This is a genomic window from Rhodonellum psychrophilum GCM71 = DSM 17998 (assembly GCF_000381545.1).
GTDB lineage: Bacteria > Bacteroidota > Bacteroidia > Cytophagales > Cyclobacteriaceae > Rhodonellum > Rhodonellum psychrophilum.
Map to the genome: position 1 here is coordinate 187,930 of NZ_KB906680.1, position 22,639 is coordinate 210,568.

Sequence of the window (22,639 nt, forward strand, 5' to 3'; positions counted from 1 at the left end):
AAAGAAGCCTGGTGATCACCAGGCTTCTTTTTTTATTTGTTTTTTTCATAATACACCATGGCCTCCGCCATTTGCTTGTTCAGCTGATCCTTTCTTTTACTCGGACCAGGGTGGGTAGAAAGAAATTCCGGTGGTCTTGCTCCATCTGATCCGGCTTCCATTCTTTCCCAAAATTTCGGAGCTTCTCTAGGGTCATAACCGGCGATTGCCATGAAATTCAATCCAAGCTGATCTGCTTCCAATTCATGCTTTCTTGAATAACTCAACATCCCCAACTGTCCACCATATCCGACGGCCTGTAGAAATATACTTTGGGTCAAGGTTGGATTTTGTCCCATCGCTACCTGGGCACCTCCCAAAAGACCATTCAACAACAATCCATTGGACATCCTTTCTCTTGCATGACTTGCGATTGCATGGGCGACTTCATGTCCCATTACCACGGCAATTCCAGTCTCGTCCCTGCATATCGGTATAATGCCTGTGTAAAAGGCAACTTTTCCGCCTGGCATGCACCATGCATTTACCTGATCACTTTCTATCAGGTTAAATTCCCAATCGAATCCAACCAGAACATCTGCATATCCTTTTTCTCTCAGATATTTGTCCACGGCTACGGCGATTCTTTTTCCAACCTTGACCACTTTCTGGCCATCTGCGGATTTGGTTACCAGCTTACTTTCCTTCAGAACCTGGTCATATTGATCATAAGCCATTGGCAGAATCTCGGCATTACTCACCAAACTAAGTTGGTTTCTACCACTCAAGGGAACCTTTGCGCAAGAGTACATCAGTAGTCCCGACAAAAACAAAAAGGAAATTTTCTTAATCATAAAATTTTGATTTATTTGTGCAATACTCCAAAAAAGATGCCACTAAAATCGAGTGTCTTCATTTTTTGCCTAATTTAAAACTTTATTACATTCATCAATCCCACACAATGACACCAGAAGCAAAAAGCTATCAAAATAAAATGAAAAACGGATTCATCTTTTGGTGGGCCATGCTATTCAAACTCCCCTCGGCCGTTTTTTGGAAATTGAAAATCAAGGAGTTGACTGAAGAGGTTTGCCAAGTCACCATCCCCTATTTTTGGCGGACGCAAAACCCCTTCAAATCCACCTATTTTGCGGCTTTGGCAGGCGCAGCTGAATTGAGCACGGGAGCACTTTGCCAATTGAGCATGGCCGGTAAAGGAAAATACAGCATGTTGGTGGTGGATTTCCGGGCGGAATACCACAAAAAAGCCAATCAAACAATCACATTTACCTGCAACCAAGGCAAGGAACTCGACGACTTGATCAACAAGCTCGCGCCTGGCGAAAGCAATACCTTGGTGATGGTTTCTACAGGAACCAATCCAACGGGTGACATTGTGGCCAAATTTTATGTCACATGGTCCTTTAAGAGGAAATAAGAGGTTTGGAAGTTGGAAGATGGAAGATCGAAGACCGAAGTTGGAAGTTGACGATGCCTGAAATCCACTGACCATTTTTAGTCCGTTTACTCAAGGTTTTGCGTTGCTATGTTTCGGAGGTATGCTGGATGATCTTGGTCGCTGCTGAATTCAGGTAATTTGAAAAATTTAATCCTAAGGTGTTTTTTTTAATATACTCCTGAACCTCCCATCAATTTTATTTTCAGGCCATTATTCCCTATAATGCCCCAAGTTGCTATTGCAAAACATTCTATCGCTCAATATTTTTTCCTGTAAGCATGGATTTGGAAGAACTCCAACAACAATTTTTCCACCTGAACCCGATTCATATCCAAAAATTGATGATACTGGTTTTCGAGGTTGAAGGCCACAATGAGACTGTCCAATTCCCGATCTCCCAACAAAAAGGTTTCCTTCAATGCAGTCATCACCGAATCCGATTGGATGACTTCCAAATAATCTTTTTTTCGGGACAGGATATCAAGCTTTTTGGCATATTCCCTTTTATGTCTTTCGCTTTTCATAAAATAGGAAAATGGCCCATCGAGGGTAAGCCCTGGCTGTAAGGAGGGATTATTTGCGAGGCCAGTATAGATTTTACCTGGACCAGTGGGTCTGTTTCCGAGGGATTTCATTCCGGATACATTTCCCACCTGGAAGGGAATTCTAAATTCATTGGCATAGACATCGAATGTGGGAAGCAAGCGGGCATTGAAATAGATCTGGGTAACAAAATGGGTTTGTTCTCCCACTAAGATCGTATTGGGTATATAGTTATCCTTGGAAAAATGTAGGGAGTCCCCGGAAGCACCACTGACCCTGAAATACCCCCTTTCATTGGTGATCGTGCTGTCGTTGTTGGAAAGGTTCACCACCAAGACTTTATCAATATAAGCCTTATCCAAGGCATCGATGACATTGCCCGTCAATTTTTGGGAAAGCGCAGGCACATGGCTGGCGCTAAAAAACAAGAGGAGAAGACAGAACCTGATCACAAAACAAAATTACCAAACCAGATGATTGCATGAAATTATATTCCGTTAAAAAACACTAAATAAAACCGATTGATCACATTGGAAGTATTTTTAAACGGCTTAGACATTTTTTGAAATTACTTGATTTTGATAGGATTATTCCGGACCGATGACCGAAAAAAAATTTTTATGCTTAACTTCGGGTCTTTTAAAATAAAAAATACAAATGCCATCATTTAAACTTACTCGTTTTGCCCCTACCCCAAGCGGTTTCCTTCATCTAGGAAACGTTTATTCCTTCATCATCACAGCTTCGCTAGCGCAAAAAAACAATGCGAAAATCCTGCTCAGGATTGATGACCTTGATCAGGAAAGGGTGAAAAAAAAATACGTTCAGGACATTTTTGACACGCTGGATTTTATGGAAATCCCCTATCACTCCGGACCAAAGGACATGGTGGATTTCGAGAAAAACTTTTCCCAAAGTCTGAGAATGCCGCTTTATTCACAGGCATTGGAAGATTTGAAGAAAAAAGGTTCCTTGTTTGCCTGTGATTGCAGCAGAAACAAGATTGAAAAAATGGACCCAAAGGGGTATTACACAGGTTTTTGCAGAACAAGAAAATTAGCTTTTGACCTGCCTGACGTAACTTGGAGAATAAAGGCACCGTTGCATCAAGAGGTGAAAATAAAAACCATTACCGAAGGGAAAATCACCAGGAAAATCCCGGGGATCTTGGCCGATTTCATGGTCAAAAAAAGAGATGGATTGCCATCCTATCAAATCACATCCGTTGTGGATGATATCCATTATGGCGTTGATCTTGTCGTAAGAGGAAAAGATCTTCTCGGTTCTTCCCTAGCACAGATCTATCTGTCAGGTTTTCTGCCAAAAAATGAATTTGCCCAGAACACTTTCCACCACCACAATATCCTGACGGGGGCCAATAACCAAAAGCTCTCCAAATCTGCAGGAGATACCTCCATTCAATTTCTTAGAAAATCCGGAAAAACGCCAGCTGAAATCTACCAGATGATTGGCGAATGGATGGGATCAAAAGAGAAATTCAGCAGTTTGGAGGATTTTAAGGAAATTCTCTAAGAAAGGACCTTGATTCTGATGTTTCAACAGAAAAAATTACCTATTAATTTTTTCTGATAAAAAAAAGACCCCTTGCGCCCACATTGGTGAACGCAAGGGGTTTTTGTTAATATTTGGCCGGAACGCCTTTTCCCGGCAATGTGCGTTGTATAAACTGCCGAATATCTTCGTTGGATGTAGCCAAGTCTTCGGCCCTCAGGTACATCATGTGTCCGCTTCGGTATCCTTTGATCGAAAACCTATCCTTCATTTTCCCGCTTGGATCCATCTGCCAAATACTGTATTTGGCATTGAAATAATCTGTACCCCCATCATAATATCCCGACTGAAGCATCACATGCAAATAAGGATTTTGCGCCATGGCCTGACGCAATTGCTCTCCCGTATTTTCATTGGTCCTGTCCCAAGGATGAACGGGACCGAAGAGATTGTAGGTCAAATCGGTGTTGTATTTCAACACATTCTTTGCATAATGGTTGAAAGCCGGAGCAAAGGCATGGTTCCATGAAGTCAATGCCGGATCATAATCATATCTTTCTCCCGCATCATTTTTGTCGATTCCCCTGTATCGGCTATCCAATCTCCCAACGGTCAGTCCTTGTTCTCTCAAAAGTTCCTTCCAGAAAAAGCCAGTGGGTACGGCAAGGTTGTGTTGGAGAATCGATTTTTCGCTCAATCCCGAGTAAAGGGACATTTTCTTTGCCAAAGCCTCTTTCTTAGCAGGCTCTAAAAATCCTCCTTTTACCATGGCAGGAATCAATTCATTGATTGTAAAAGCTTCCACTTCAGGAAGAATTTCGTCCAGATCCTTATTCTGCAAGGAAGGGTCAAGGGCTTTGTGGTACCATGCCGTGGCGGCATAATAAGGAAGATAATTGGCGGCTTCCACCGGACCTCTTCTTTCCAAGCCCATTGGTGTTGGAGAAACCAGAATTACCCCATTGAAATACATCCAATGTGCATTTTGCAACTGATGGACCAATCCGGCAACCCGCGTGGTCCCGTAACTTTCACCAATCAGGTATTTTGGAGATGCCCACCTATTTTGTCTTGTGACAAAAGTATTTACCCAATCCGCGAGATATTTAATATCCGCATTGATCCCAAAAAAAGTGGATCGAGGCGTATCCTTGTTAACAATCCTAGAGTAACCTGTATTAACGGGATCGATGTAGACGATATCGGCCACATCAAGGATACTGTGCGGGTTGGATTTCGTTCCGTAAGGTTGCACTGGATAACCTTCCTCGTCGATATTCAAAACAAATGGACCTGTATAGGCCAAGTGCATCCAAATCGAGGCGGACCCAGGACCGCCGTTAAAAGAGACTACCAATGGTCGGGTGGTCTTGTCAGAAATATCCGTACGCTCGTAATAGGTGAAAAACAGGGAAGCGATGGGTTCTCCCTCTTCGTCCCAAACTGGCATCGTACCGGCAGTGGCCTTGTACGGGACACGTTTTCCTTTGACGGTGACTTCGCCATTGGTGACCACGGAAGAATCAATTGTTATTTTCCGGGTTTCTTGGGCCCACGACAGAGAAACACCAAAACTCAATGCCAATAGGGCAAATAAAGATTTTTTCAGCATAGTTCATTTGATCAGTAGGTTTCAATTTAAGTCAAATTCCATACATCTTACTCCAAATTATATAAGTAAAATATACGTTGGATAAATGGTAAACAACACTTTAATCCTGCCGAAATGAAAATGTAAAGTTTATGATCGCTGTTGAACCCGAAATATGCAATAGGTTTCCAAATGGAATTGAAATTGAAAGAAAATACATATTTCAGGTTAAACTCAGTCCTTTCTTGAACCTGAAGAAACCAATTTTGCAATCACGACCGCAGGATAAAGAATGCCTGTTGCAGACAAAAAGACCGATAGCATTTTACTGGCAACATTCGCAGGAAAAATATCTCCAAAACCCACCGTGGTGATACAGACAAGGCTGTAATAAATGTAGTCGGAAAAATCTTGATCCCCACCCACCAATTTCACATCTCCAATAATGGATGCGCCGGTCTGAATATGGATGATTTCCAGGACAAAGGCACCAAAAAGTGCCAATAAAAGGTAGACATTCACTGCTCCAATGATTCGGTAGGTATTGATCTCATCGTTTCGAAACAATAGCTTGAAATTGATGAAAATAAAAACCATCAAATTGAGTAAGCCTACAACCTTTTCGACCATGTAATATTCAAAAGGAGTATCACTGAAACGAATCAATTTCAAAATGACATGAGCCAAAAAAAGTGTGGAAGTGATCACAATCATTGCGGGCTCTTTGGAGGAAAATATCCCAGCAAAAAACAAAGACACAAACATGATGTTGAGGAAAAGTGTACTTTCAGATTCTGTATCAATCATCACGGGAAGCACAAACACAGTAAACAACAACATGATTAACAAAGTCACAAAACTGGTATCCGAAACCCAGAATTCTTTGACGTTTTTTAAATAGATCTTCATAAAAATATCAAAAGCTAAACAACCGGATTTTGAAGAACAGAATATCTGCTTCTACCCGTTTAATACAACATCAATTCTATTCGAGCCTAAAATTTTTTTAATAATCAGATAGTTATGAGCTATTTTTGATTTCACCATATCCGTAATATGCATCATTCCCTAAATTAGACTGATTCTTTTGTCAGTTGCAACCCAATTAGGAAGTCCAATTCATATTTCGGGTATAATCTATTTTTCCAATTTCAGGTCCTTAAATATAGAAGACAAAAATGAATTGAAGAAATTACTTGCCGCCATTTCGTGGGGTTGCAAAATCTTTACATTATCAGCTACTTTTATAAAAAGTTTATCCCGGTCATTCAAAGCGGTCAAAAAAACGACGCCCTTAAATCCAATTTTTTCTAATTGCTTCAAAAAACCAAGCGAATGATCTGCTCCGGGGATGGTATTGATGATGCATTTTACTTTTTTGAGAGGCAAATGTTCCAACATTTCTGGATCTTCAAGGTCTCCGTAAAGAATTGGTTTCTTGGCCATTTGCCAATCCTTGACCACTTGAGGATCGAAGTCAACTCCCAAATATTTGATCTGGGTGTGTTTGTCCAAGATCCGCACAATGTTCCCACCAAACCTGCCCAATCCGAATATGATCAGGTCAAAATTGTTTTTGGTCTCAAATTGAAACTCATCTTCCCGGTAAGGGTCCTTCTTCTCGAAGATGGACAAGATTGGGGATAAAAAACCATAAATCGAATGAGAGTAAAGGATCAAATAGGTGGACAATGCGATGGTGATCAAACCTACCAAGGTGATCAAGCCTACTATTTCTTCTGTTAGGTGACCAATAGTCAGTCCCATCCCCGCAAAAATCAAGGAAAATTCACTGATTTGGGCCACCGTCAAACCAGCCAAAAAAGAAGTCCTTTTTCGATATCCCATCCTTCCCATGATGATGAGTACAATGATCGGATTTCCGATCAAAACAAAAAGTGAAAAGAGGATTGCCGCGGGAATTTGCGCCCCTATCACCGAAAGATTTAGCCCAAACCCAAGATTGACGAAAAAAAACAAAAGCAAAAAATCCCTTAAACTCACAAGCCTACTGCTAATCAAATCCTTGAAAGGTGAAGAGGCCAAACTCACACCCGCCAAAAAAGCACCCACTTCTCCGCTAAAACCAATCAATTCACTTATCGTAGCCAATGTTACTGCCCAAGCTACTGCAGAAAGTGTCAAGATTTCTATCGATTTGGCAAGAAAAAAACTTAATCTTGGGATCACCCACTTCATAAAAACCAAGGTCAAAGAGATCATGAAGAAAGTTGACAACAAAGTTTTTCCAATGTTCCACACCATTGAAGAGCCATCATACCTCCCCAATGTGGAGAGAACGATCATCACCATGATCACGACCAAATCTTGCACAATCAAAAAGCCAATGGCGATCTGCCCATGAAGAGAGTCAATTTCTTTTTTGTCGGAAAGCAATTTTACAATAATGATTGTACTGGAAAAAGTAAGGGCCACAGCAATGTAAAAACTATGGAGACTTGAAAAACCCAAGGATATCCCGATCAAGTAACCGATGGCGGAAGTAAAAAAAACCTGCCCAAGACCTGTAAACAAGGCGATTTTGCCTGTGGATTTAATCAGCCTTAAATCAAGTTTCAACCCCACTATAAACAAAAGCACAGCGATCCCAATTTTTGCCAATAGATAGATGTTTTCTTTGGACTTTACGATATCCAAGTAAGATGGTCCCACCACGATTCCCAATGCAATGAACATCACTATCAAAGGCTGTTTCAACAATTGGCCTATGGCACCAAAAAGCGCCGCCAGAAAAAGTATTACTGTAAATTCGTAAAAAGAATTTTCTGAAAGAATGGCTATCCAATTCATCGATGAAAACTTAAATTCAAAAACCAATAAGACATTTTTTTTGCACAATCGAAATAAAAAACTAAAGTTTCGGCATAGGTCAATTTTTTACCCCCAAACACCCCGATTCTGTTTTTGGCAAACCAATTGGTAGCGAATCGAGTCTATCCTTTTAAAAGAAATCAAAGCGCCATTGACATAGAATCGTGTAAAATCAATTTAACCCGTGTCATGCATTGCCTATTCAATTCCTACCCAAAATTGCTTAGCAATCAGCCAGTCCTTTACAAATTTTGACATCCACCTATCGGTAGTATTCATTATTCTCCAAATGGTCTGATTTTCCTGCAATTTCAACCACCATCAGGAAACCCAATGCCTATTTCGGGTAAAAAATTGCGGAAATACTTTGGGATATAATGATTTTCACCTTCAAAAAGGAGTGAAAACATGGCATGAAACAATATCAAAAATTGATATTGTTTCATGAAATTTACTGATTTTATATAATAATATTTATCTTGTTTTTTCAAATCAATGTCAATATCAAGACAATTATCAAATAACGAATTTAATATGAGTAGAAAAGCAACAGCCATTTGGCAAGGAAGTGGAAAAGAAGGTAAAGGCCATCTGAGTACGGCAAGCACTGTTTTAGATAAAGCGCAATATTCTTTTAAATCCAGATTTGAAAATGGAGTGGGTACCAACCCGGAGGAGTTGATCGCAGCGGCACATGCAGGCTGTTTTTCCATGAAACTGAGTTTTAACCTTACCGAAGCAAATCACCCACCGACAGAATTGCAAACGGATTGCGAAATCACGTTTGAGGATGGAGCCGTCACTCAATCCAAGCTGATTCTAAAAGCGAAAGTAGAGGGCATCTCGGAAGAAAAATTTGCGGAATTGGCAAAAGATGCAGAACTAAACTGCCCAATTTCAAAATTATTGAACACCAAAATCGTGTTGGAATACACGCTGAACTAATTTAACCCGAAATATGCATTGGGTTTCAAACTGATAATCAATACGCTGATAATCAAACAATTTTGACCTATATCAGAAATGGAATTGCATAACACGGGAATAACATTCTGATTAAAACAAAAAAGCCCGGTATAAACCGGGCTTTTTTGTTTGTTTTGGGGCTATTACGCTGCGTTTCTCGCCGCATTGATAATACCAAACATGGTGCGAAGAATCAGTTTTTGTAAAACAGGATCCTCTTTTCCCTCATCCAACATGCTTTGGATGGCATATTGCTGAATGGTGATCAGAGGCAAAACAATTTTTTCACGAATCGCAATTGATTCCCTGCTTACTGGATTGTCCTGAAGGAGCACATCCATTCCCGATACTTCCAAAAGCATTTGGATGGATTTTTTGTATTCCTTGTGCATGATCTGCCAAAGCGCCCCATAATTCGGATTGTCTTTCAGATAGGCTGTGGCCGGATAAAAGGACTTTGCCAAAGATTGCATGGAATTGCCAAGGAGAGACCTGAAAAACAGAGAATCCTGATACAATCTTTTCGTCTGGTCAAATTTACCCGCTTCCTTCAAGGCTTCCAAAGCAGTACCCACTCCAAAAAATCCCGGTATATTCTGTTTCATCTGTGCCCAAGATCCGACAAATGGAATTGCCCTCAGGTCCTCGAACTTCAAGCCCTCGTCTTTCCCTCTTTTCAAAGGTCTAGATCCTATATTCACCTGACCAAAATATTTTAAAGGCGTCACATGCTCAAGGTAAGGAATGAATTGCGGATGATTTTTAAAGCTTTTATAAGCCTGATAACTGACATCGGCCATTTGATCGATCAATGCCCTTTGGTCGGCCAATAGGTTTTTTTCTTGAGAAGGATAAAGATGATTTTCCAACCCAGCAGACAGCAATTGCTCAAGATTATAGGTACAGGAAACCTGCTTGCCGTAATTTGCGGAGATCGTCTGTCCCTGAATCGTTACCTGGATTTCCTCGTTTTCCACATGTTGGCCCAGAGATGCATAAAAATTATGCATATTCCCACCACCTCTAGCAGGAGGTCCTCCCCTTCCGTCAAAAAACACGACGCTTATCTCATACAACCTGGAGATTTTCGTGAGCTGTTCCTTGGCCATCAAAATGGACCAATTGGCCCGGATGTATCCACCGTCTTTTGTCCCGTCAGAAAAGCCCAACATGATGGTTTGTTTGGCTCCTCTTCTTTCCAAATGTTTTCTATACGCTTCATTTTGGTAAAGCTGCTCCATGATTTCAGGCGCCTTGGCAAGATCGTCAATCGTCTCAAATAGCGGAAGGATATCCAAAATCAGTTCTTCCTTGCCTTTTCCCAAAGTGAGTTTTGCCAGATGAAAAACCTCAAGTACGTGAAAAGCGGACTGAGCATTGGAGATGATATATCTGTGTAAGCCCTCTACACCGTTATTTTCCTGCACATAGGCGATTGCATCAAAACTTTTTAGCATTTCCTGATGGAAGTTGTCTTGAATGGCGTCCAAATCGGGGAGTTTATCAAATGACAATACCTTTGCAATCTTTTCTTCTTCTGAAGAGCGGACAAAGGCTTCCTTCGCTTCATTTCCACCATCAATTTGGATTATCTCTTCCCAAAGCGCATCGTGCTTTCTGCTGTCTTGTCGGATATCCATATTGGCAAAATGAAAGCCGAATATTTTTACCTTAAGGATAAATTCGTCCAAGTGTTCCAAAAACAAACCATCGTGATGTTGAATAATCGCATCCCTTGCCTCCAAAAGTTCATCCAGCAAGACTTCCTTGTTGGGGTACACTTTACTGTTTTCAAATAAAGTGCTGTAAATGCCCTTTTCGACATTCAAAAGGATCGGCTCTACATTTTTAAACGTGAGTCTTCTTCTGACTTTTCTTACATCTCGGTAAAAACATTTCAAAATGGATTTTTGAAGTCGGTCAGCCACCTGCTCGGTGATATCGTGCGTCACAAATGGGTTGCCATCGCGATCTCCTCCTGGCCAGAAACCTACCGAAAGCAATCCGGTATTTTCCCAAGTATGCACTGGGATATCCAGCATATTCAAAAGCCTGATCAGGATATCGGAAATACTGTGGTAAAATACATTCTCCAAAAACCATATTAAACTAATGGCTTCGCCGTAGGGCGTGGGTTTCTCCTTGTTGATAAATCCGGTTTTACCCAATTGCTGAAGAAGTAAATTGACATTTCCAAGATCATTGCCCCTGATGGCAGATTCTAGATCCGTGATAATGCCAAGAACATTTCCGGGATAGAACTGGGTGGGGTGCGCCGTGAGCGTCAGCCGAACTGAGAAAGTCCTTAGTTTCTCGATAAGCGCCTCTTTTTTCTTGTCATTGTCCACTCTAGCCAAAAGGGCCGTGATGGTTCCTTTCCCCTTGAGGTCATTCACTTTTTCGAAAGCTGCATCCTCAATGGAATCAAATAAAACTACCTGCCTTTCGACATATTGTACCATTTGAAAAAGTAATGTATGTCTTTCCTTTTCGCTGTGGTCCAACATCAATTCAGAAAAAAACTGCCCTATGATTTCTTTAGGGGTTTTCCCCTGAACGTAACCTTCGTGACATTTTGACGAAAGTATGGGCAATAGCGTACCAGTCCTATAGATATCATTGAAGGGCAGATCAAGAAAAAGACTGTTGTAGATGGTAAACCGCTTTGCTACCTCGGTTTGATAATTTTTTGACATTTTTGGTTTAATGGTTTGTGTGCCGTGAATTTAACGAAAAAATAGGTCGGGGGGTAAATTTTCCGGAATATTAATGACTTTAGATAAAACACCAATGATTTTGGGGGGTGTTTATCCAATTCATTTTCAAAGCATTAAACAATTCAAAAAAAATCCATCTTCGTCTATTTGAATTTTATGACTTACTGATTTGGCAATTTTTCGTACTTTAGACTTTTAAGTCGTAAAGGAATCACCCGAAAAGCTATGATTATTGCCATCTTATCCGGATTTATATTGGCTGCAATAGTGCCGTTTTTCAGTCCCTATTTAAAGAAAAACGCCTCTCTGATTTTCCCTTTGCTTCCTTTGTTGCTGTTCGGCTATTTTGCCAGCTTTTTCCCAAGGATCAAAAACGGGGATCCCGTCAGCATGTTTTATGATTGGGTACCAAGTTTTGGTGTAGACCTCTCCTTCCGATTGGACGGATTGTCTCTGCTTTTTGTGCTCATGATTACAGGAATAGGTGTCTTGGTGTTTTTCTACACCTTCAGTTACATGAAGGGACATGAATACATTGACCGCTTTTATGCTTTCCTTTGCATGTTTATGGCCTCCATGTTGGGCCTGGTTTTGTCTGACAACATCATTACCCTGTTTATTTTCTGGGAATTGACCAGTATCAGTTCCTTTTTCCTCATCGGCTTCAACAACGAAGAGCCGGCTTCCAGAAAATCAGCATTGCTAGCACTGAGTATCACTGGATTGGGAGGTTTTTTCCTGTTGGCGGGGATGATTCTTTTGGGAACCGTCGGTGGGTCGTACTCCATCCAGGAACTACTTTCCTCTTCGGAAGCCATAAAAAGCAATTCCCTTTATGGGGGAATTATTTTCTTCCTATTTATAGGTGCATTCACCAAATCCGCACAATTTCCTTTTCATTTCTGGCTGCCCGGAGCCATGAAAGCACCAACACCGGTCAGTACTTATTTGCACTCCGCCACGATGGTAAAGGCAGGGATTTATCTTTTGGCGAGATTTTCTCCGGTTTTGGGAGACACCTTTTGGTGGAACAGCACATTGGTGACTGTTGGGGCGATCACCATGCTATATGCCGCAATCCACGCGCTCTTCCGCTTGGATCTTAAGGGGATTCTGGCATATTCCACCATATCCGCTTTGGGTATCTTGGTGTTTCTAATCGGCTTGGGAACCGACGAAGCGCTTCTTGCAGCAGGGGTCTTCATCTTGGTACACGCTCTTTACAAAGCAACGCTGTTTTTGGTAGCTGGAATCATCGACCATGAAACCGGCACACGTGATGTCACGGTATTGTCTGGATTGGGGAAAGTGATGTTGCCTGTTGCCCTTGCCGGAATCCTTGCTGCCTTGTCCAATGCTGGGGCTCCCCCCTTCTTCGGGTTCGTCGGGAAAGACCTAATTTATGAAGCCACCATGCAATATGGAGAATGGGCAGTGGTTTTGACAGGCGCTGCCATCGTGACCAATATCTGCCTGCTGTTCGCTGGATTATTGGCTGGTGTCAAACCGTTTATCGGAGCCTTGCCTGAAAAATTCGGAAAGGTTCATCTTCCTTCGCCTTTGATGTGGGTTCCACCTCTGATCTTGGCCTCTTTAGGTCTTGTCTTCGGGTTGTTTCCTTCTCTTATAGAACAATCCCTCATCCAGCCTTTGTTCAGCAGTATTTCAAAAAGTGGAACCGAAATCCATCTCAAGCTTTGGCATGGCTTCAATTTGATTTTCGGATTGAGTATGACCACCTTAATATTGGGCACTCTCTTGTTTTGGAAATTGAAGCCCTCCAAAAATCTATTTCAAAAAGCCTTTCGCTTTGAATTCCTTTCACCCGAAAGACTTGTCGGACACTTCGCCAGAGGCTTTTCGGGATTTGCCCGTATCTGGACGGGATTTTTTCAAAATGGGTATTTGAGAAATTACGTGATTACCATTCTTGGCTTTTTGACGGTCCTCCTTGCCTATAGACTGTATAATGGGATTGGTTTTCAGATCAAGGCGGAGATGTTTGAAAACGTGACGCTGTATGAAATCATTGTATTGCTGATCATGGCGGTTTCGATCGTATTCACGGTATTCTCCACTTCCAGGTTGGTGGCGGTGGCTTCTTTGGGTGTCATCGGATATTCCATTTGCTTGATCTTCCTGTTTTACTCCGCACCGGATTTGGCAATGACGCAATTTTCCATTGATACATTGACGGTAATTTTGTTTGTCCTGGTCATTTACAACCTTCCCAAATACAATACCTTTTCCAGCACGCCGATCAGGATCCGGGATGGAATACTTTCTGTGTTTTTCGGATTGTTGATTGCCGTGTTGACCTTGGAAGTTTTGAATGAGCCATTGAACCGGGAGACTTCGGAATTTTATGCCCAGAATGCCTATACCCTTGCGAAAGGGAAGAATGTAGTCAATGTGATCTTGGTGGACTTTAGGGGTTTTGACACCTTGGGAGAAATCTCGGTGTTGGCCATTGCAGCCTTGGGCGTATTCAGCTTGTTGAAATTGAGATTAAAAAGTATAGAAAAAGAATAATATGAAGACCCTTATTTTCAAAACAGCATCGTCCTACCTGCTGCCACTCTTGATCCTGTTCTCAATATTTATCCTGCTTAGGGGTCATTATTTGCCCGGAGGCGGATTTGTGGGGGGGTTGATAGCATCGATTGCCTTTGTGATCCACTCCTTTGCCAACGGGCTGGAAAAGACAAGGACAATTATCAAATTCCATCCTGGTTTTTTGATCCCCGTGGGCCTGCTCATTGCCATTATCAGTGGTGCTGCCCCCCTTTTTTTAGGACAAAATTTTATGACGGGTCTTTGGATGGACGACCCCATTCCGGTGATTGGCATGGTGGGAACGGCATTGTTTTTTGATACAGGGGTTTATATTGTAGTCATAGGAATTACACTGACCATCATTTTCACCATTTCAGAAACATTATAGGATGGAAATATTATTGATCATTATCATCGGTTTGTTATACGCCGCGGGCATTTACATGATGCTGCGCAGGAGTATGGTGAAACTCATCATTGGTCTGATCCTGTTGGGTAACGGTGCCAATATGCTTATCTTTTTATTGGGTAGAATCGTCAAAGGCAAACCGCCAATCATAGAAAGTACCGCTAAAATGTTTACTGAAATCTATGCGGATCCTATTCCCCAAGCTTTGATCCTTACGGCCATCGTTATCAGTTTTGGATTGCAGTCATTTGCGATCATACTCGTAAAGAGGGCCTACAAAGTGGCCAAGACAGATGATTTGGATGAATTGAATACAACAGACGAAATATATGAATAACCCATACATCGTATTGCCCATCATATTTCAGCTGTTCACAGCCATTTTGTTGATGTTTTTCTGGCTCAATGTCAATGCTCAGCGACTGATCAGTGGCATCTTCAGTCTTATTTCCTTGGGAATATCCATTTGGCTGTTTTCGGAAATCTGGCAGAATGGCATTCTTATTTCCCAAGCAGGTGGATGGCAGGCGCCCTTTGGCATCACCTTCGTGGCGGATGTTTTCAGCGCCACCATGGTTTTGTTGACTTCCATTGCTGGATTCGCCGTGGCAATTTTCTCAGCGGGAAGTATTCGAAATGCCAGGTTGAAATTCGGCTATTTCCCCATCCTTCATTTTCTTTTGATGGGCTTGAATGGTGCATTTCTGACAGGAGATATTTTCAATCTCTACGTATGGTTCGAAATCATCATTATCGCCTCGTTTGTGTTGATCACGCTTGGGGGAGAAAAATCCCAGATTGAGGGTGCCATCAAATATGTAACCTTGAATCTTTTGGCTTCTGCCATCTTCCTTACAGCGATCGCTATCTTGTATGGGCTCGTCGGTAGTTTGAACATGGCAGATCTTTCCATCCAAATCGCTGAAGTTGAAAACAGGGGCTTGGTCAACGTCACTGCCATTCTCTTCCTGATTGGTTTTGGGATCAAGTCCGCCATTTTCCCCTTGTATTTTTGGCTTCCCGCTTCTTACCATACGCCCCCTCCTGCCATTTCCGCTATTTTTGCCGGATTGCTCACCAAAGTTGGCGTATATGCTCTGCTTCGCATATTCACCCTGATATTCATCCCCGATGAATTTTTGAGCAATCTGCTGATTGGATTGGCAGCCTTGACGATTCTATCGGGTGGCTTGGGTGCTTTGCTTCAGGTAAACATGCGGAAAATGTTCAGTTACCTAATTATTTGCCATATTGGATTTTTGATTGCAGGATTGGGCATGTATACGGAATTGGCCTTGGTCGGCGCGCTATTCTACCTCATTCATGACATCATCGTCAAGACCAACCTGTTTCTGGTCGCGGGATTGATTTTCAAATTGAAAGGAACTTTGAACATAGAGAAATTGGGAGGCTTCTACCGACAATTCCCTAAATTCTCCCTATTGATGGCCATTCCACTTTTTTCTTTGGTCGGCATACCACCGCTCTCTGGTTTTTGGGCAAAATTATACCTTATCCAAGCCGGCTATTTGAGTGGACAGTATGTACTGATAGGTTTCATCTTGTTAGGAAGTTTCATCACCCTTTGGGTCATTGCCAAATTATGGGCGGAGGTATTCTGGAAACCCGACGTGAGCATTCCAAAGAAAATCGGGGTGAAGTACTTTTATGAAATAAAACCTCTAAAAAGATGGGCCATGGTCCTTCCTGTTATCCTACTTGGCATTACTTCTTTGTATATTGGATTTTTTGCAGAACACATCATCGTTTTATCAAAGCACATTTCAGCAGACCTGATGAATCCTCAAAATTATATCGATGCAGTTTTGGGAGCTAAACCCCTCACACCATGATCAAAACCAGGTTTTTGAGCAATCTTCTGCTCTCCTTTATTTGGGTCGCCATTACTGGTGCCTTTTCGGCAGAAAATTTCATCTTTGGATTTATGCTGAGCTTTATCCTACTTTGGATCATCAGCGTCAACAGAAGTGAAAACAAATACTTCACCAGGGGACCGAAAATCATTTATTTTATTTTCTTCTTTCTGTACGAACTCGTCAAAGCCAATATCGAAGTGGCATATGATGTGATCACCCCGAAGCATTACATGAAGCCAGGGATCGTAAAAATACCGCTGACAGCCAAGACGGATTTGGAAATCACCTTGCTGGCCAATCTGATTTCCCTTACGCCTGGAACGCTCAGCTTAGATGTGTCTGACGACAGAAAGGTACTTTATGTTCATGCGATGTATGTACAGGATAGGGAACAATTTATACTGGGAATAAAAAACGGCTTCGAAAAGAAGCTCTTAGAGATCATAAGATGAATTTATACGACTATCTTTATTACATCATTTTACCGATACTCAGTATTTCCGTATTGATTATCTTCATCAGGTTCCTGATCGGACCAACGCTTTCTGATCGGGTGATTTCCTTGGATTTATTGCTGACCACCGGCATTGGGATCATTGCAGTGTACAGTATCCATACCAATCAGCCTACTTTCTTGGACATTGCCATGATTTTGGCCTTGATCGCTTTTTTGAGTACGGTCGCTTTTGCTTATTATCTAGAAAAAAGAGAAAGAAATGACTGAAATAACCATCTTTATCCTGAGTTCTTTGGGAACATTGTTCATCCTGTTGGCAGCCATCGGGGTGGTCAAAATGCCTGACCTTTATCTGAGGATATCCGTCACCACCAAGGCCGCAACCCTGGGTATCGGCCTGATTCTGGTAGCCGCAGCATTTTATTTCAACGACAGCTCCATTACTGCCAGGGTGCTGGCCATTATCCTTTTCATGCTGCTTACTGCACCAGTCGGGGCACACATGATTGGAAGGGCGTCCTATTTCACGGGGGTGAAAATGTGGAAAAAATCCATCCTGGATGATCTTGAGGGTCAATATGATCCAAAAACCCATAAATTAAGCAGTGAAGACCAAAAGAGTCTTAAAAAGGATTCCCACAACCCAGAAGAATAAGACCATGAAAAAGCAAGGATTTTTTTTCTCACTTCTAGCCTCCATGTTGATGTTGTATGCTTGCGATGAATCTCCTTCCGAGGAAAAAGTGGATCCGGTTTTTTCATTTTTAGTTGGTACCTACACCGAATCTGGCTATCAAGGAATACAAATGCTTTCCTTTGATCCTCAAAAAATGGCTTTATCGAGCAAGATCATTGCGCCTACCCAGAACCCATCCTTCGTGATTGCCAACAAGGCCCAAAACCTGGTCTTCAGCGTGGAGGAAACTGCTGGTGAAAATGGAGGAAAGGTGAAATCCTTCAAATTTGACAGGATGGAGGGGACGCTGGAATTGATCAGTGTATTGGATACTTTTGGTGACCATCCCTGCTACCTCAGTCTAGATCCTTCCGAAGGATTCCTTGTTGTTGGCAATTATTCCGGAGGAAACCTCAGCGTGTACAAAGTCAATGAAGGTGAATTGGTTCATGTGCAGACAATCCAGCATGAGGGACAAAGCATCAACGCTTCGAGACAGGAAAAAGCCCATGTCCACAGTACTGTTTTTCATACGGACGGGAAAAAACTACTGGTTGGCGATTTGGGCTCGGATAAAATCCATATCTATGATTTCCATCCCGATTATTCTGTTCCGCTTGTTCCATCCAATCCTGCATATATTGAAGTGACGCCGGGATCAGGGCCAAGACATCTTGTGATCCATCCAAAAGGCGATCAATTTTATCTTGTCCATGAGCTGTCCGCAGAACTTGGCGTTTACACGTATGCTGCGGGAAAAATAAGCCAAACACAAACCCTGCCACTCACCAACCCCAATTACAGTGGATCAGTGGGTGCTGCAGAGGTACGTATTTCCGCAGACGGGAAATTTGTGTATGCTTCCAACAGGGGTGATGCCAATGAAATCAGCGTGTTTGAGATTGGCAATGATAAGAAACTTAGTTTGGTTCAGCGGATCTCCTCAGGTGGTCAGATGCCCAGAAATTTCAACCTAAGTCCTGATGGGGAATTCTTATTGGTGGCCCATCAAGCCTCCAATGACATCGTGGTCTTCGAAAGAAACACCAAAACCGGAGAGTTGTCAAAAACAGATTTGCGGTTTTCCATACCCAAACCTGTTTACCTTTACGCTCTTCCTTGAGAAAACTATTCAATTAAAGATCAATGGTTTAGGTGGACGAAACACCAATTTTGAAATATAAAGCCTTTTTTTTGGACCTTGTGAAGAAAATAAATGGAAAATAATTGGGCTAAATGTTTGAATTCCAAAAACAATGGTTACCTTTGGCTTAATCAATACATTACAATTTATATTATAACATCATGAACACAGGAAAAGTAAAATTTTTTAATGAGTCCAAAGGATTTGGATTTATCGTAGACGACGAGTCTTCAAAAGAGTATTTTGTACACATCTCAGGATTGGTTGATGAAATCAGAGAAGACGATGATGTAACTTTCGACCTTAAAGAAGGAAGAAAAGGCCTTAACGCTGTAAATGTAAAGTTAGCTTAACACATACATTGACAACAATCTAAAAGCTCCCCTTATGAAAATAAGGGGAGCTTTTTATTGTGATATCCCCCAGCCCAAATTTTTATCGTACCGGATCTTGCCTTTCTCTATCACCAAAGGAGAATCAAAATTGTTTTCATAGAGTTGTCCAGTTCCCAGACCTTGGGGAAGTATGTTTTCAAAAGTTGAGGTAATTTGCGCAATGGCATTCAAGCCAATATTGCTTTCAAGTGCCGAAGTCATCCACCAGCCAATTCCCAACTCATTTGCCAAATCAATCCATTCCCGCGTGGCTTGAATACCTCCTACCAGAGTTGGCTTTAGGACGATATAATGCGGCATGATGGATTCCAAAAGCCCTCTTCGCTCCGATTCCCCATAAACCCCTATCAATTCCTCATCCAAAGCTATCGCAAGTGGTGATACTTTGCATAATTCGGCCATTTGTCCCATTTGACCTTGCCGTATAGGTTGCTCAATGCTGTGCAGGTCAAATTTTGAAAGAATTTGGAGCTTGGCCAATGCCTGATCTGGAGAAAATGCGCCATTGGCATCCACCCGCAGGGTAATCTTATCCTTTGAAAATCTGGAGCGGATGTCATACAGCAGTTCGCATTCCTGCTCGAAATCAATCGCACCGATTTTGATTTTGATGCAATCGTAGCCTTCGTCTAACTTTTTCTCGATTTGGTCTTTCATGAATCCTTTATCCCCCATCCAGATCAAGCCATTGATGGGGATCGTTTTTCCAACTTTGAAAAAATCAGTATCAAAAACCTGCTGCTTGCCTCCATGGAATAAATCCAGTAAGGCAGTTTCGAAGGCAAATCTGATACTTGGGAAATGTTCGGAGATATTGGTATTGATCCAATTTGAAAATCCAGCGGCATCCATCGGTATGTCTGCTCCTGAAAGGGATTTGCAAAAACCTGCCATTTTCATACCAAAGTCTGGAATGTCGTCCAAACTCAAAAGTGGTAGAGGAGCCGCTTCACCGAAACCCACTGTAGCAGGATTTGAAAAAACCGAAGCTTTCAAAATATAGGTGGTTTTTTGTTTCAAAACACCTCTGGAAGTACCTGCCTCGAATTTGAATTTCAAGAGGTGTGGGAAATAATCAAAGTAGACGTTTCGAAGTATTGAATTCATTGGGAATTGGTTTTTCAAGAATGAAACAGCTGAGATTGCATTGGGTTCAGCCAAACGGGAAATTTTATCTCTTATATTTGTGGCTGAATTTCAAATACTGAGGACAACAGCGATTTAATATGCGTACAAACCCCACTTGGGAAGATCTCAAATTATCGGATTACGAATATACCTTACCAGAGGATAGGATTGCAAAATTCCCGCTTGAAAAACGGGATGAGTCAAAACTCCTTCACTACAAAAATTCGAAAATCGAACATTTACATTTTTCGGAGCTTCCAAAATTGATCCCATCAGGCAGCTTGATGGTATTCAACAATACCAAGGTGATCCCTGCGCGGTTGATTTTTCAACGACCTACAGGTGCCAAAATCGAGATTTTCCTACTTAAACCCGTTCTTCCCACCACGGTGATCAATGAAGTGATGCTAGAAACAGGGTCTGTGAGTTGGGAAACCATGATCGGGAACTTGAAAAAATGGAAAGAAGGGGAGGTTTTGGAAGGGGTGATTACGATCAAAGAGGAGAAATTGGTTTTGTCGGCAGAATTGGTGGACCGTGAAAACCGAATGGTCAGGTTGTCTTGGACTGACTCGGCTATCCCTTTTGTGTCGATCGTGGAAGCAGCCGGGGAAGTTCCTCTCCCACCCTACCTCAACAGAAAAGCAACAGAGGAGGACAAACCAAGATACCAGACCATTTATTCCAAAAAAGAAGGTGCCGTCGCAGCACCAACAGCCGGTTTGCATTTCACAGAGAAAATCCTCAACCAGATTGAGGAAAGGAATATTGGCATTGACTATTTGACTCTTCATGTAGGTGCCGGGACGTTCCAGCCGATCAAGGAAGAAGAAGTCAGCAAACACGGCATGCACAGCGAGCAGATCGTGGTTGACATTTCTACGATCACCCGTATTTCCGAACATGAGCATGCATTGATTGCGGTGGGGACTACCTCCATGAGATCTTTGGAAAGCCTGTATTGGTTTGGCGTAAAACTTCAACAAAATGCCGGTGAAGAATTTTTGATCCCGAAACTTTATCCCTATCAGCCCTTCACAAGCTTACCCAGCAGGAAGGAGAGTTTTGAGACTATTTTGAAGTGGATGGAAGCGAAAGGAATTGGCGAGATTACAGGAAGTACCGAGATTTTAATCATGCCCGGTTACAATTTCCGTGTTTGCCAGGGATTGGTTACCAATTTCCACCAGCCCTCGTCGACACTGATTCTACTGGTTGCTGCCTTTACGGGAGGGAACTGGAGGAAAATTTATGATTCGGCACTAAAAAATGAGTATCGATTTTTAAGTTTTGGAGACAGTAGTCTTTTATGGCATGAAGAATTTTAGGGACAATCTAATCCAAATTTCCAGACCCCAATTTATTGATGCCATTGATCAAGTTTTGATAATAGGTCCTTCCCACAGGTACAAGATCGTTGCAGACTTTCAACTCCCTTGGATTGATGGTATTGATTTCATCGATTCTAACCAGATAGCTCTTATGGATTCTGATAAAATCCTGATCCGGAAGTACAGCTTCAAACTCTTTTAAGATGTTTCTCAGGGAAAAAACGTTTGTTCTGGTCACCAAAGTGGTATAATTCCCATCACCCTTCATCCAAAGAATATCCTCAAATTTCACCTTCACCAGATTGCCTTTGTTTCTGATAAACAGCGCATTTTTGATGAGAATGTTGGATTGAGTTTCGATTGTATCCAAATTTTCAGTACCGGCATTTGACTTCGTTTCAAAATCTTTCAATACCTCTTTCATAATTTTAAGAATTTGATGTCCCTAAATCAGAAACCCCTAACGGCAATGATTGTTTTTTGTGGGACTAAAAAATCTTTATCTCTGAGGAATTTCCAAAAAGAAAATTTTGCCCCAAGGTTTAAGTCCATATATCCTGATTTGAATTCCTGGACAACAAATTTAACCCGATATTTAAAAAGATTTCGTTAAGATTTTTACATGATCTTCTTGAGTGCTGTCTTTTTGAATCCTTTTAGTTGAGTCCACATTTGATAGACAAATGCTCCACCAGTTCAACGGGAAATTTAACCCGTATTAGGAAACGGAATGCATATTTCCATCTAACTTATGATAGGGCAGCATTTAACTCATCGGCTGACATATTCAGTGATAGCATCTTTTTTTTAATTGATGCTATCATTCGATCCTTCATTTCTTTTTGGTATTGGTCTAAATTACCGGGCTGGTATCTTTCTCCTTTTATAATCATGTTCCAGATAATTACTGCCAGCTTTCTGGCAGTTGCGGTAATGGCAGCTCCCCTTCCTTTGCGATAAGCCACTCGTTTGAAAAACCTTGTCAACACCCCATCTTTGGTTTTATCAATGGTGTTTGCAGCATTTCTTAAAGCCAGCGCCAACTTGTTACTCCCTTTTGGAGTCCG

At 41.7% G+C, this 22,639-nt stretch carries 21 protein-coding genes and 1 pseudogene; 13 read left to right on the forward strand and 9 right to left on the reverse strand.

What is annotated here, in order from left to right:
- Positions 1 to 32 precede the first annotated feature (32 nt).
- Positions 33 to 833 carry a M48 family metallopeptidase gene (locus F824_RS0113745; protein WP_019598487.1) on the reverse strand — a complete coding sequence of 267 codons (801 nt, stop codon included), beginning with the start codon at positions 831 to 833 and terminating at the stop codon, positions 33 to 35.
- A 107-nt stretch (positions 834 to 940) separates the two neighbouring features.
- Between F824_RS0113745 and F824_RS0113750 the strand changes: the two genes are divergently transcribed.
- Positions 941 to 1,417: a DUF4442 domain-containing protein gene (locus F824_RS0113750; RefSeq protein WP_019598488.1), complete on the forward strand. Its 477-nt coding sequence runs from the start codon at positions 941 to 943 to the stop codon at positions 1,415 to 1,417.
- Between the two features lie 278 nt (positions 1,418 to 1,695).
- On the opposite strand, the gene F824_RS0113755 is transcribed toward F824_RS0113750, so the two are convergent.
- A complete protein-coding gene (locus tag F824_RS0113755) occupies positions 1,696 to 2,433 on the reverse strand; it encodes a hypothetical protein (RefSeq protein ID WP_139189810.1) in 738 nt (245 codons plus the stop codon).
- Between the two features lie 205 nt (positions 2,434 to 2,638).
- On the opposite strand from F824_RS0113755, the gene F824_RS0113760 reads away from it, so the two are divergent.
- Complete coding sequence (locus F824_RS0113760) at positions 2,639 to 3,514, forward strand: tRNA glutamyl-Q synthetase (protein WP_019598490.1); 876 nt, start codon at positions 2,639 to 2,641, stop codon at positions 3,512 to 3,514.
- A 106-nt stretch (positions 3,515 to 3,620) separates the two neighbouring features.
- Here the strand turns inward: F824_RS0113760 and F824_RS0113765 are convergent, their stop codons facing one another.
- The 3 genes from F824_RS0113765 to F824_RS0113775 form a co-directional block, all read right to left on the reverse strand.
- The gene (locus F824_RS0113765) at positions 3,621 to 5,105 is read right to left on the reverse strand and encodes a S10 family peptidase (RefSeq protein ID WP_019598491.1); all 1,485 of its coding nucleotides are present in this window, start codon (positions 5,103 to 5,105) and stop codon (positions 3,621 to 3,623) included.
- A 213-nt stretch (positions 5,106 to 5,318) separates the two neighbouring features.
- Positions 5,319 to 5,993 (reverse strand): potassium channel family protein, encoded by a 675-nt coding sequence (locus F824_RS0113770; RefSeq protein WP_019598492.1) that lies wholly within the window; start codon positions 5,991 to 5,993, stop codon positions 5,319 to 5,321.
- A gap of 228 nt (positions 5,994 to 6,221) precedes the next feature.
- Positions 6,222 to 7,895 (reverse strand): cation:proton antiporter, encoded by a 1,674-nt coding sequence (locus F824_RS0113775; RefSeq protein WP_019598493.1) that lies wholly within the window; start codon positions 7,893 to 7,895, stop codon positions 6,222 to 6,224.
- Between the two features lie 555 nt (positions 7,896 to 8,450).
- On the opposite strand from F824_RS0113775, the gene F824_RS0113790 reads away from it, so the two are divergent.
- Positions 8,451 to 8,861, forward strand: coding sequence for an OsmC family protein (locus F824_RS0113790; protein ID WP_019598496.1), 411 nt, complete (start codon positions 8,451 to 8,453; stop codon positions 8,859 to 8,861).
- Between the two features lie 164 nt (positions 8,862 to 9,025).
- On the opposite strand, the gene F824_RS0113795 is transcribed toward F824_RS0113790, so the two are convergent.
- On the reverse strand, positions 9,026 to 11,578 hold the full coding sequence (locus F824_RS0113795; RefSeq protein WP_019598497.1) for a phosphoenolpyruvate carboxylase: 2,553 nt from the start codon (positions 11,576 to 11,578) through the stop codon (positions 9,026 to 9,028).
- Positions 11,579 to 11,824: 246 nt separating this feature from the next.
- Here F824_RS0113795 and F824_RS0113800 point away from each other — a divergent pair, with 246 nt between their 5' ends.
- From F824_RS0113800 to F824_RS0113840, 9 genes are all read left to right on the forward strand, one after another.
- Positions 11,825 to 14,131, forward strand: coding sequence for a putative monovalent cation/H+ antiporter subunit A (locus tag F824_RS0113800; protein ID WP_019598498.1), 2,307 nt, complete (start codon positions 11,825 to 11,827; stop codon positions 14,129 to 14,131).
- Between the two features lies 1 nt (position 14,132).
- Complete coding sequence (locus tag F824_RS0113805; protein ID WP_019598499.1) at positions 14,133 to 14,543, forward strand: Na+/H+ antiporter subunit B; 411 nt, start codon at positions 14,133 to 14,135, stop codon at positions 14,541 to 14,543.
- Between the two features lies 1 nt (position 14,544).
- A complete protein-coding gene (locus F824_RS0113810) occupies positions 14,545 to 14,901 on the forward strand; it encodes a Na+/H+ antiporter subunit C (protein WP_019598500.1) in 357 nt (118 codons plus the stop codon).
- Positions 14,894 to 16,417 carry a proton-conducting transporter transmembrane domain-containing protein gene (locus F824_RS0113815; RefSeq protein WP_019598501.1) on the forward strand — a complete coding sequence of 508 codons (1,524 nt, stop codon included), beginning with the start codon at positions 14,894 to 14,896 and terminating at the stop codon, positions 16,415 to 16,417. The genes F824_RS0113810 and F824_RS0113815 overlap by 8 nt, the downstream gene beginning before the upstream one ends.
- Entirely contained in the window at positions 16,414 to 16,893 is a 480-nt protein-coding gene (locus tag F824_RS0113820) for a Na+/H+ antiporter subunit E (protein ID WP_019598502.1), read from the forward strand. Before F824_RS0113815 ends, F824_RS0113820 begins: the two co-directional genes overlap by 4 nt.
- On the forward strand, positions 16,890 to 17,165 hold the full coding sequence (locus F824_RS0113825) for a cation:proton antiporter (RefSeq protein ID WP_019598503.1): 276 nt from the start codon (positions 16,890 to 16,892) through the stop codon (positions 17,163 to 17,165). The genes F824_RS0113820 and F824_RS0113825 overlap by 4 nt, the downstream gene beginning before the upstream one ends.
- A complete protein-coding gene (mnhG, locus tag F824_RS0113830) occupies positions 17,158 to 17,553 on the forward strand; it encodes a monovalent cation/H(+) antiporter subunit G (RefSeq protein ID WP_019598504.1) in 396 nt (131 codons plus the stop codon). Before F824_RS0113825 ends, mnhG begins: the two co-directional genes overlap by 8 nt.
- A gap of 4 nt (positions 17,554 to 17,557) precedes the next feature.
- A complete protein-coding gene (locus tag F824_RS0113835) occupies positions 17,558 to 18,697 on the forward strand; it encodes a lactonase family protein (protein ID WP_019598505.1) in 1,140 nt (379 codons plus the stop codon).
- A gap of 182 nt (positions 18,698 to 18,879) precedes the next feature.
- A complete protein-coding gene (locus tag F824_RS0113840; protein ID WP_019598506.1) occupies positions 18,880 to 19,071 on the forward strand; it encodes a cold-shock protein in 192 nt (63 codons plus the stop codon).
- Between the two features lie 54 nt (positions 19,072 to 19,125).
- On the opposite strand, the gene F824_RS0113845 is transcribed toward F824_RS0113840, so the two are convergent.
- A complete protein-coding gene (locus tag F824_RS0113845) occupies positions 19,126 to 20,220 on the reverse strand; it encodes an o-succinylbenzoate synthase (protein WP_033405370.1) in 1,095 nt (364 codons plus the stop codon).
- A 119-nt stretch (positions 20,221 to 20,339) separates the two neighbouring features.
- Here F824_RS0113845 and F824_RS0113850 point away from each other — a divergent pair, with 119 nt between their 5' ends.
- Complete coding sequence (locus F824_RS0113850) at positions 20,340 to 21,569, forward strand: S-adenosylmethionine:tRNA ribosyltransferase-isomerase (protein WP_019598508.1); 1,230 nt, start codon at positions 20,340 to 20,342, stop codon at positions 21,567 to 21,569.
- Positions 21,570 to 21,576: 7 nt separating this feature from the next.
- Here F824_RS0113850 and F824_RS0113855 read toward each other — a convergent pair whose 3' ends face one another.
- Positions 21,577 to 21,996 (reverse strand): LytR/AlgR family response regulator transcription factor, encoded by a 420-nt coding sequence (locus F824_RS0113855; protein WP_019598509.1) that lies wholly within the window; start codon positions 21,994 to 21,996, stop codon positions 21,577 to 21,579.
- A 325-nt stretch (positions 21,997 to 22,321) separates the two neighbouring features.
- Positions 22,322 to 22,639, reverse strand: a pseudogene (locus F824_RS0113865) (IS110 family transposase); the annotation flags it as partial.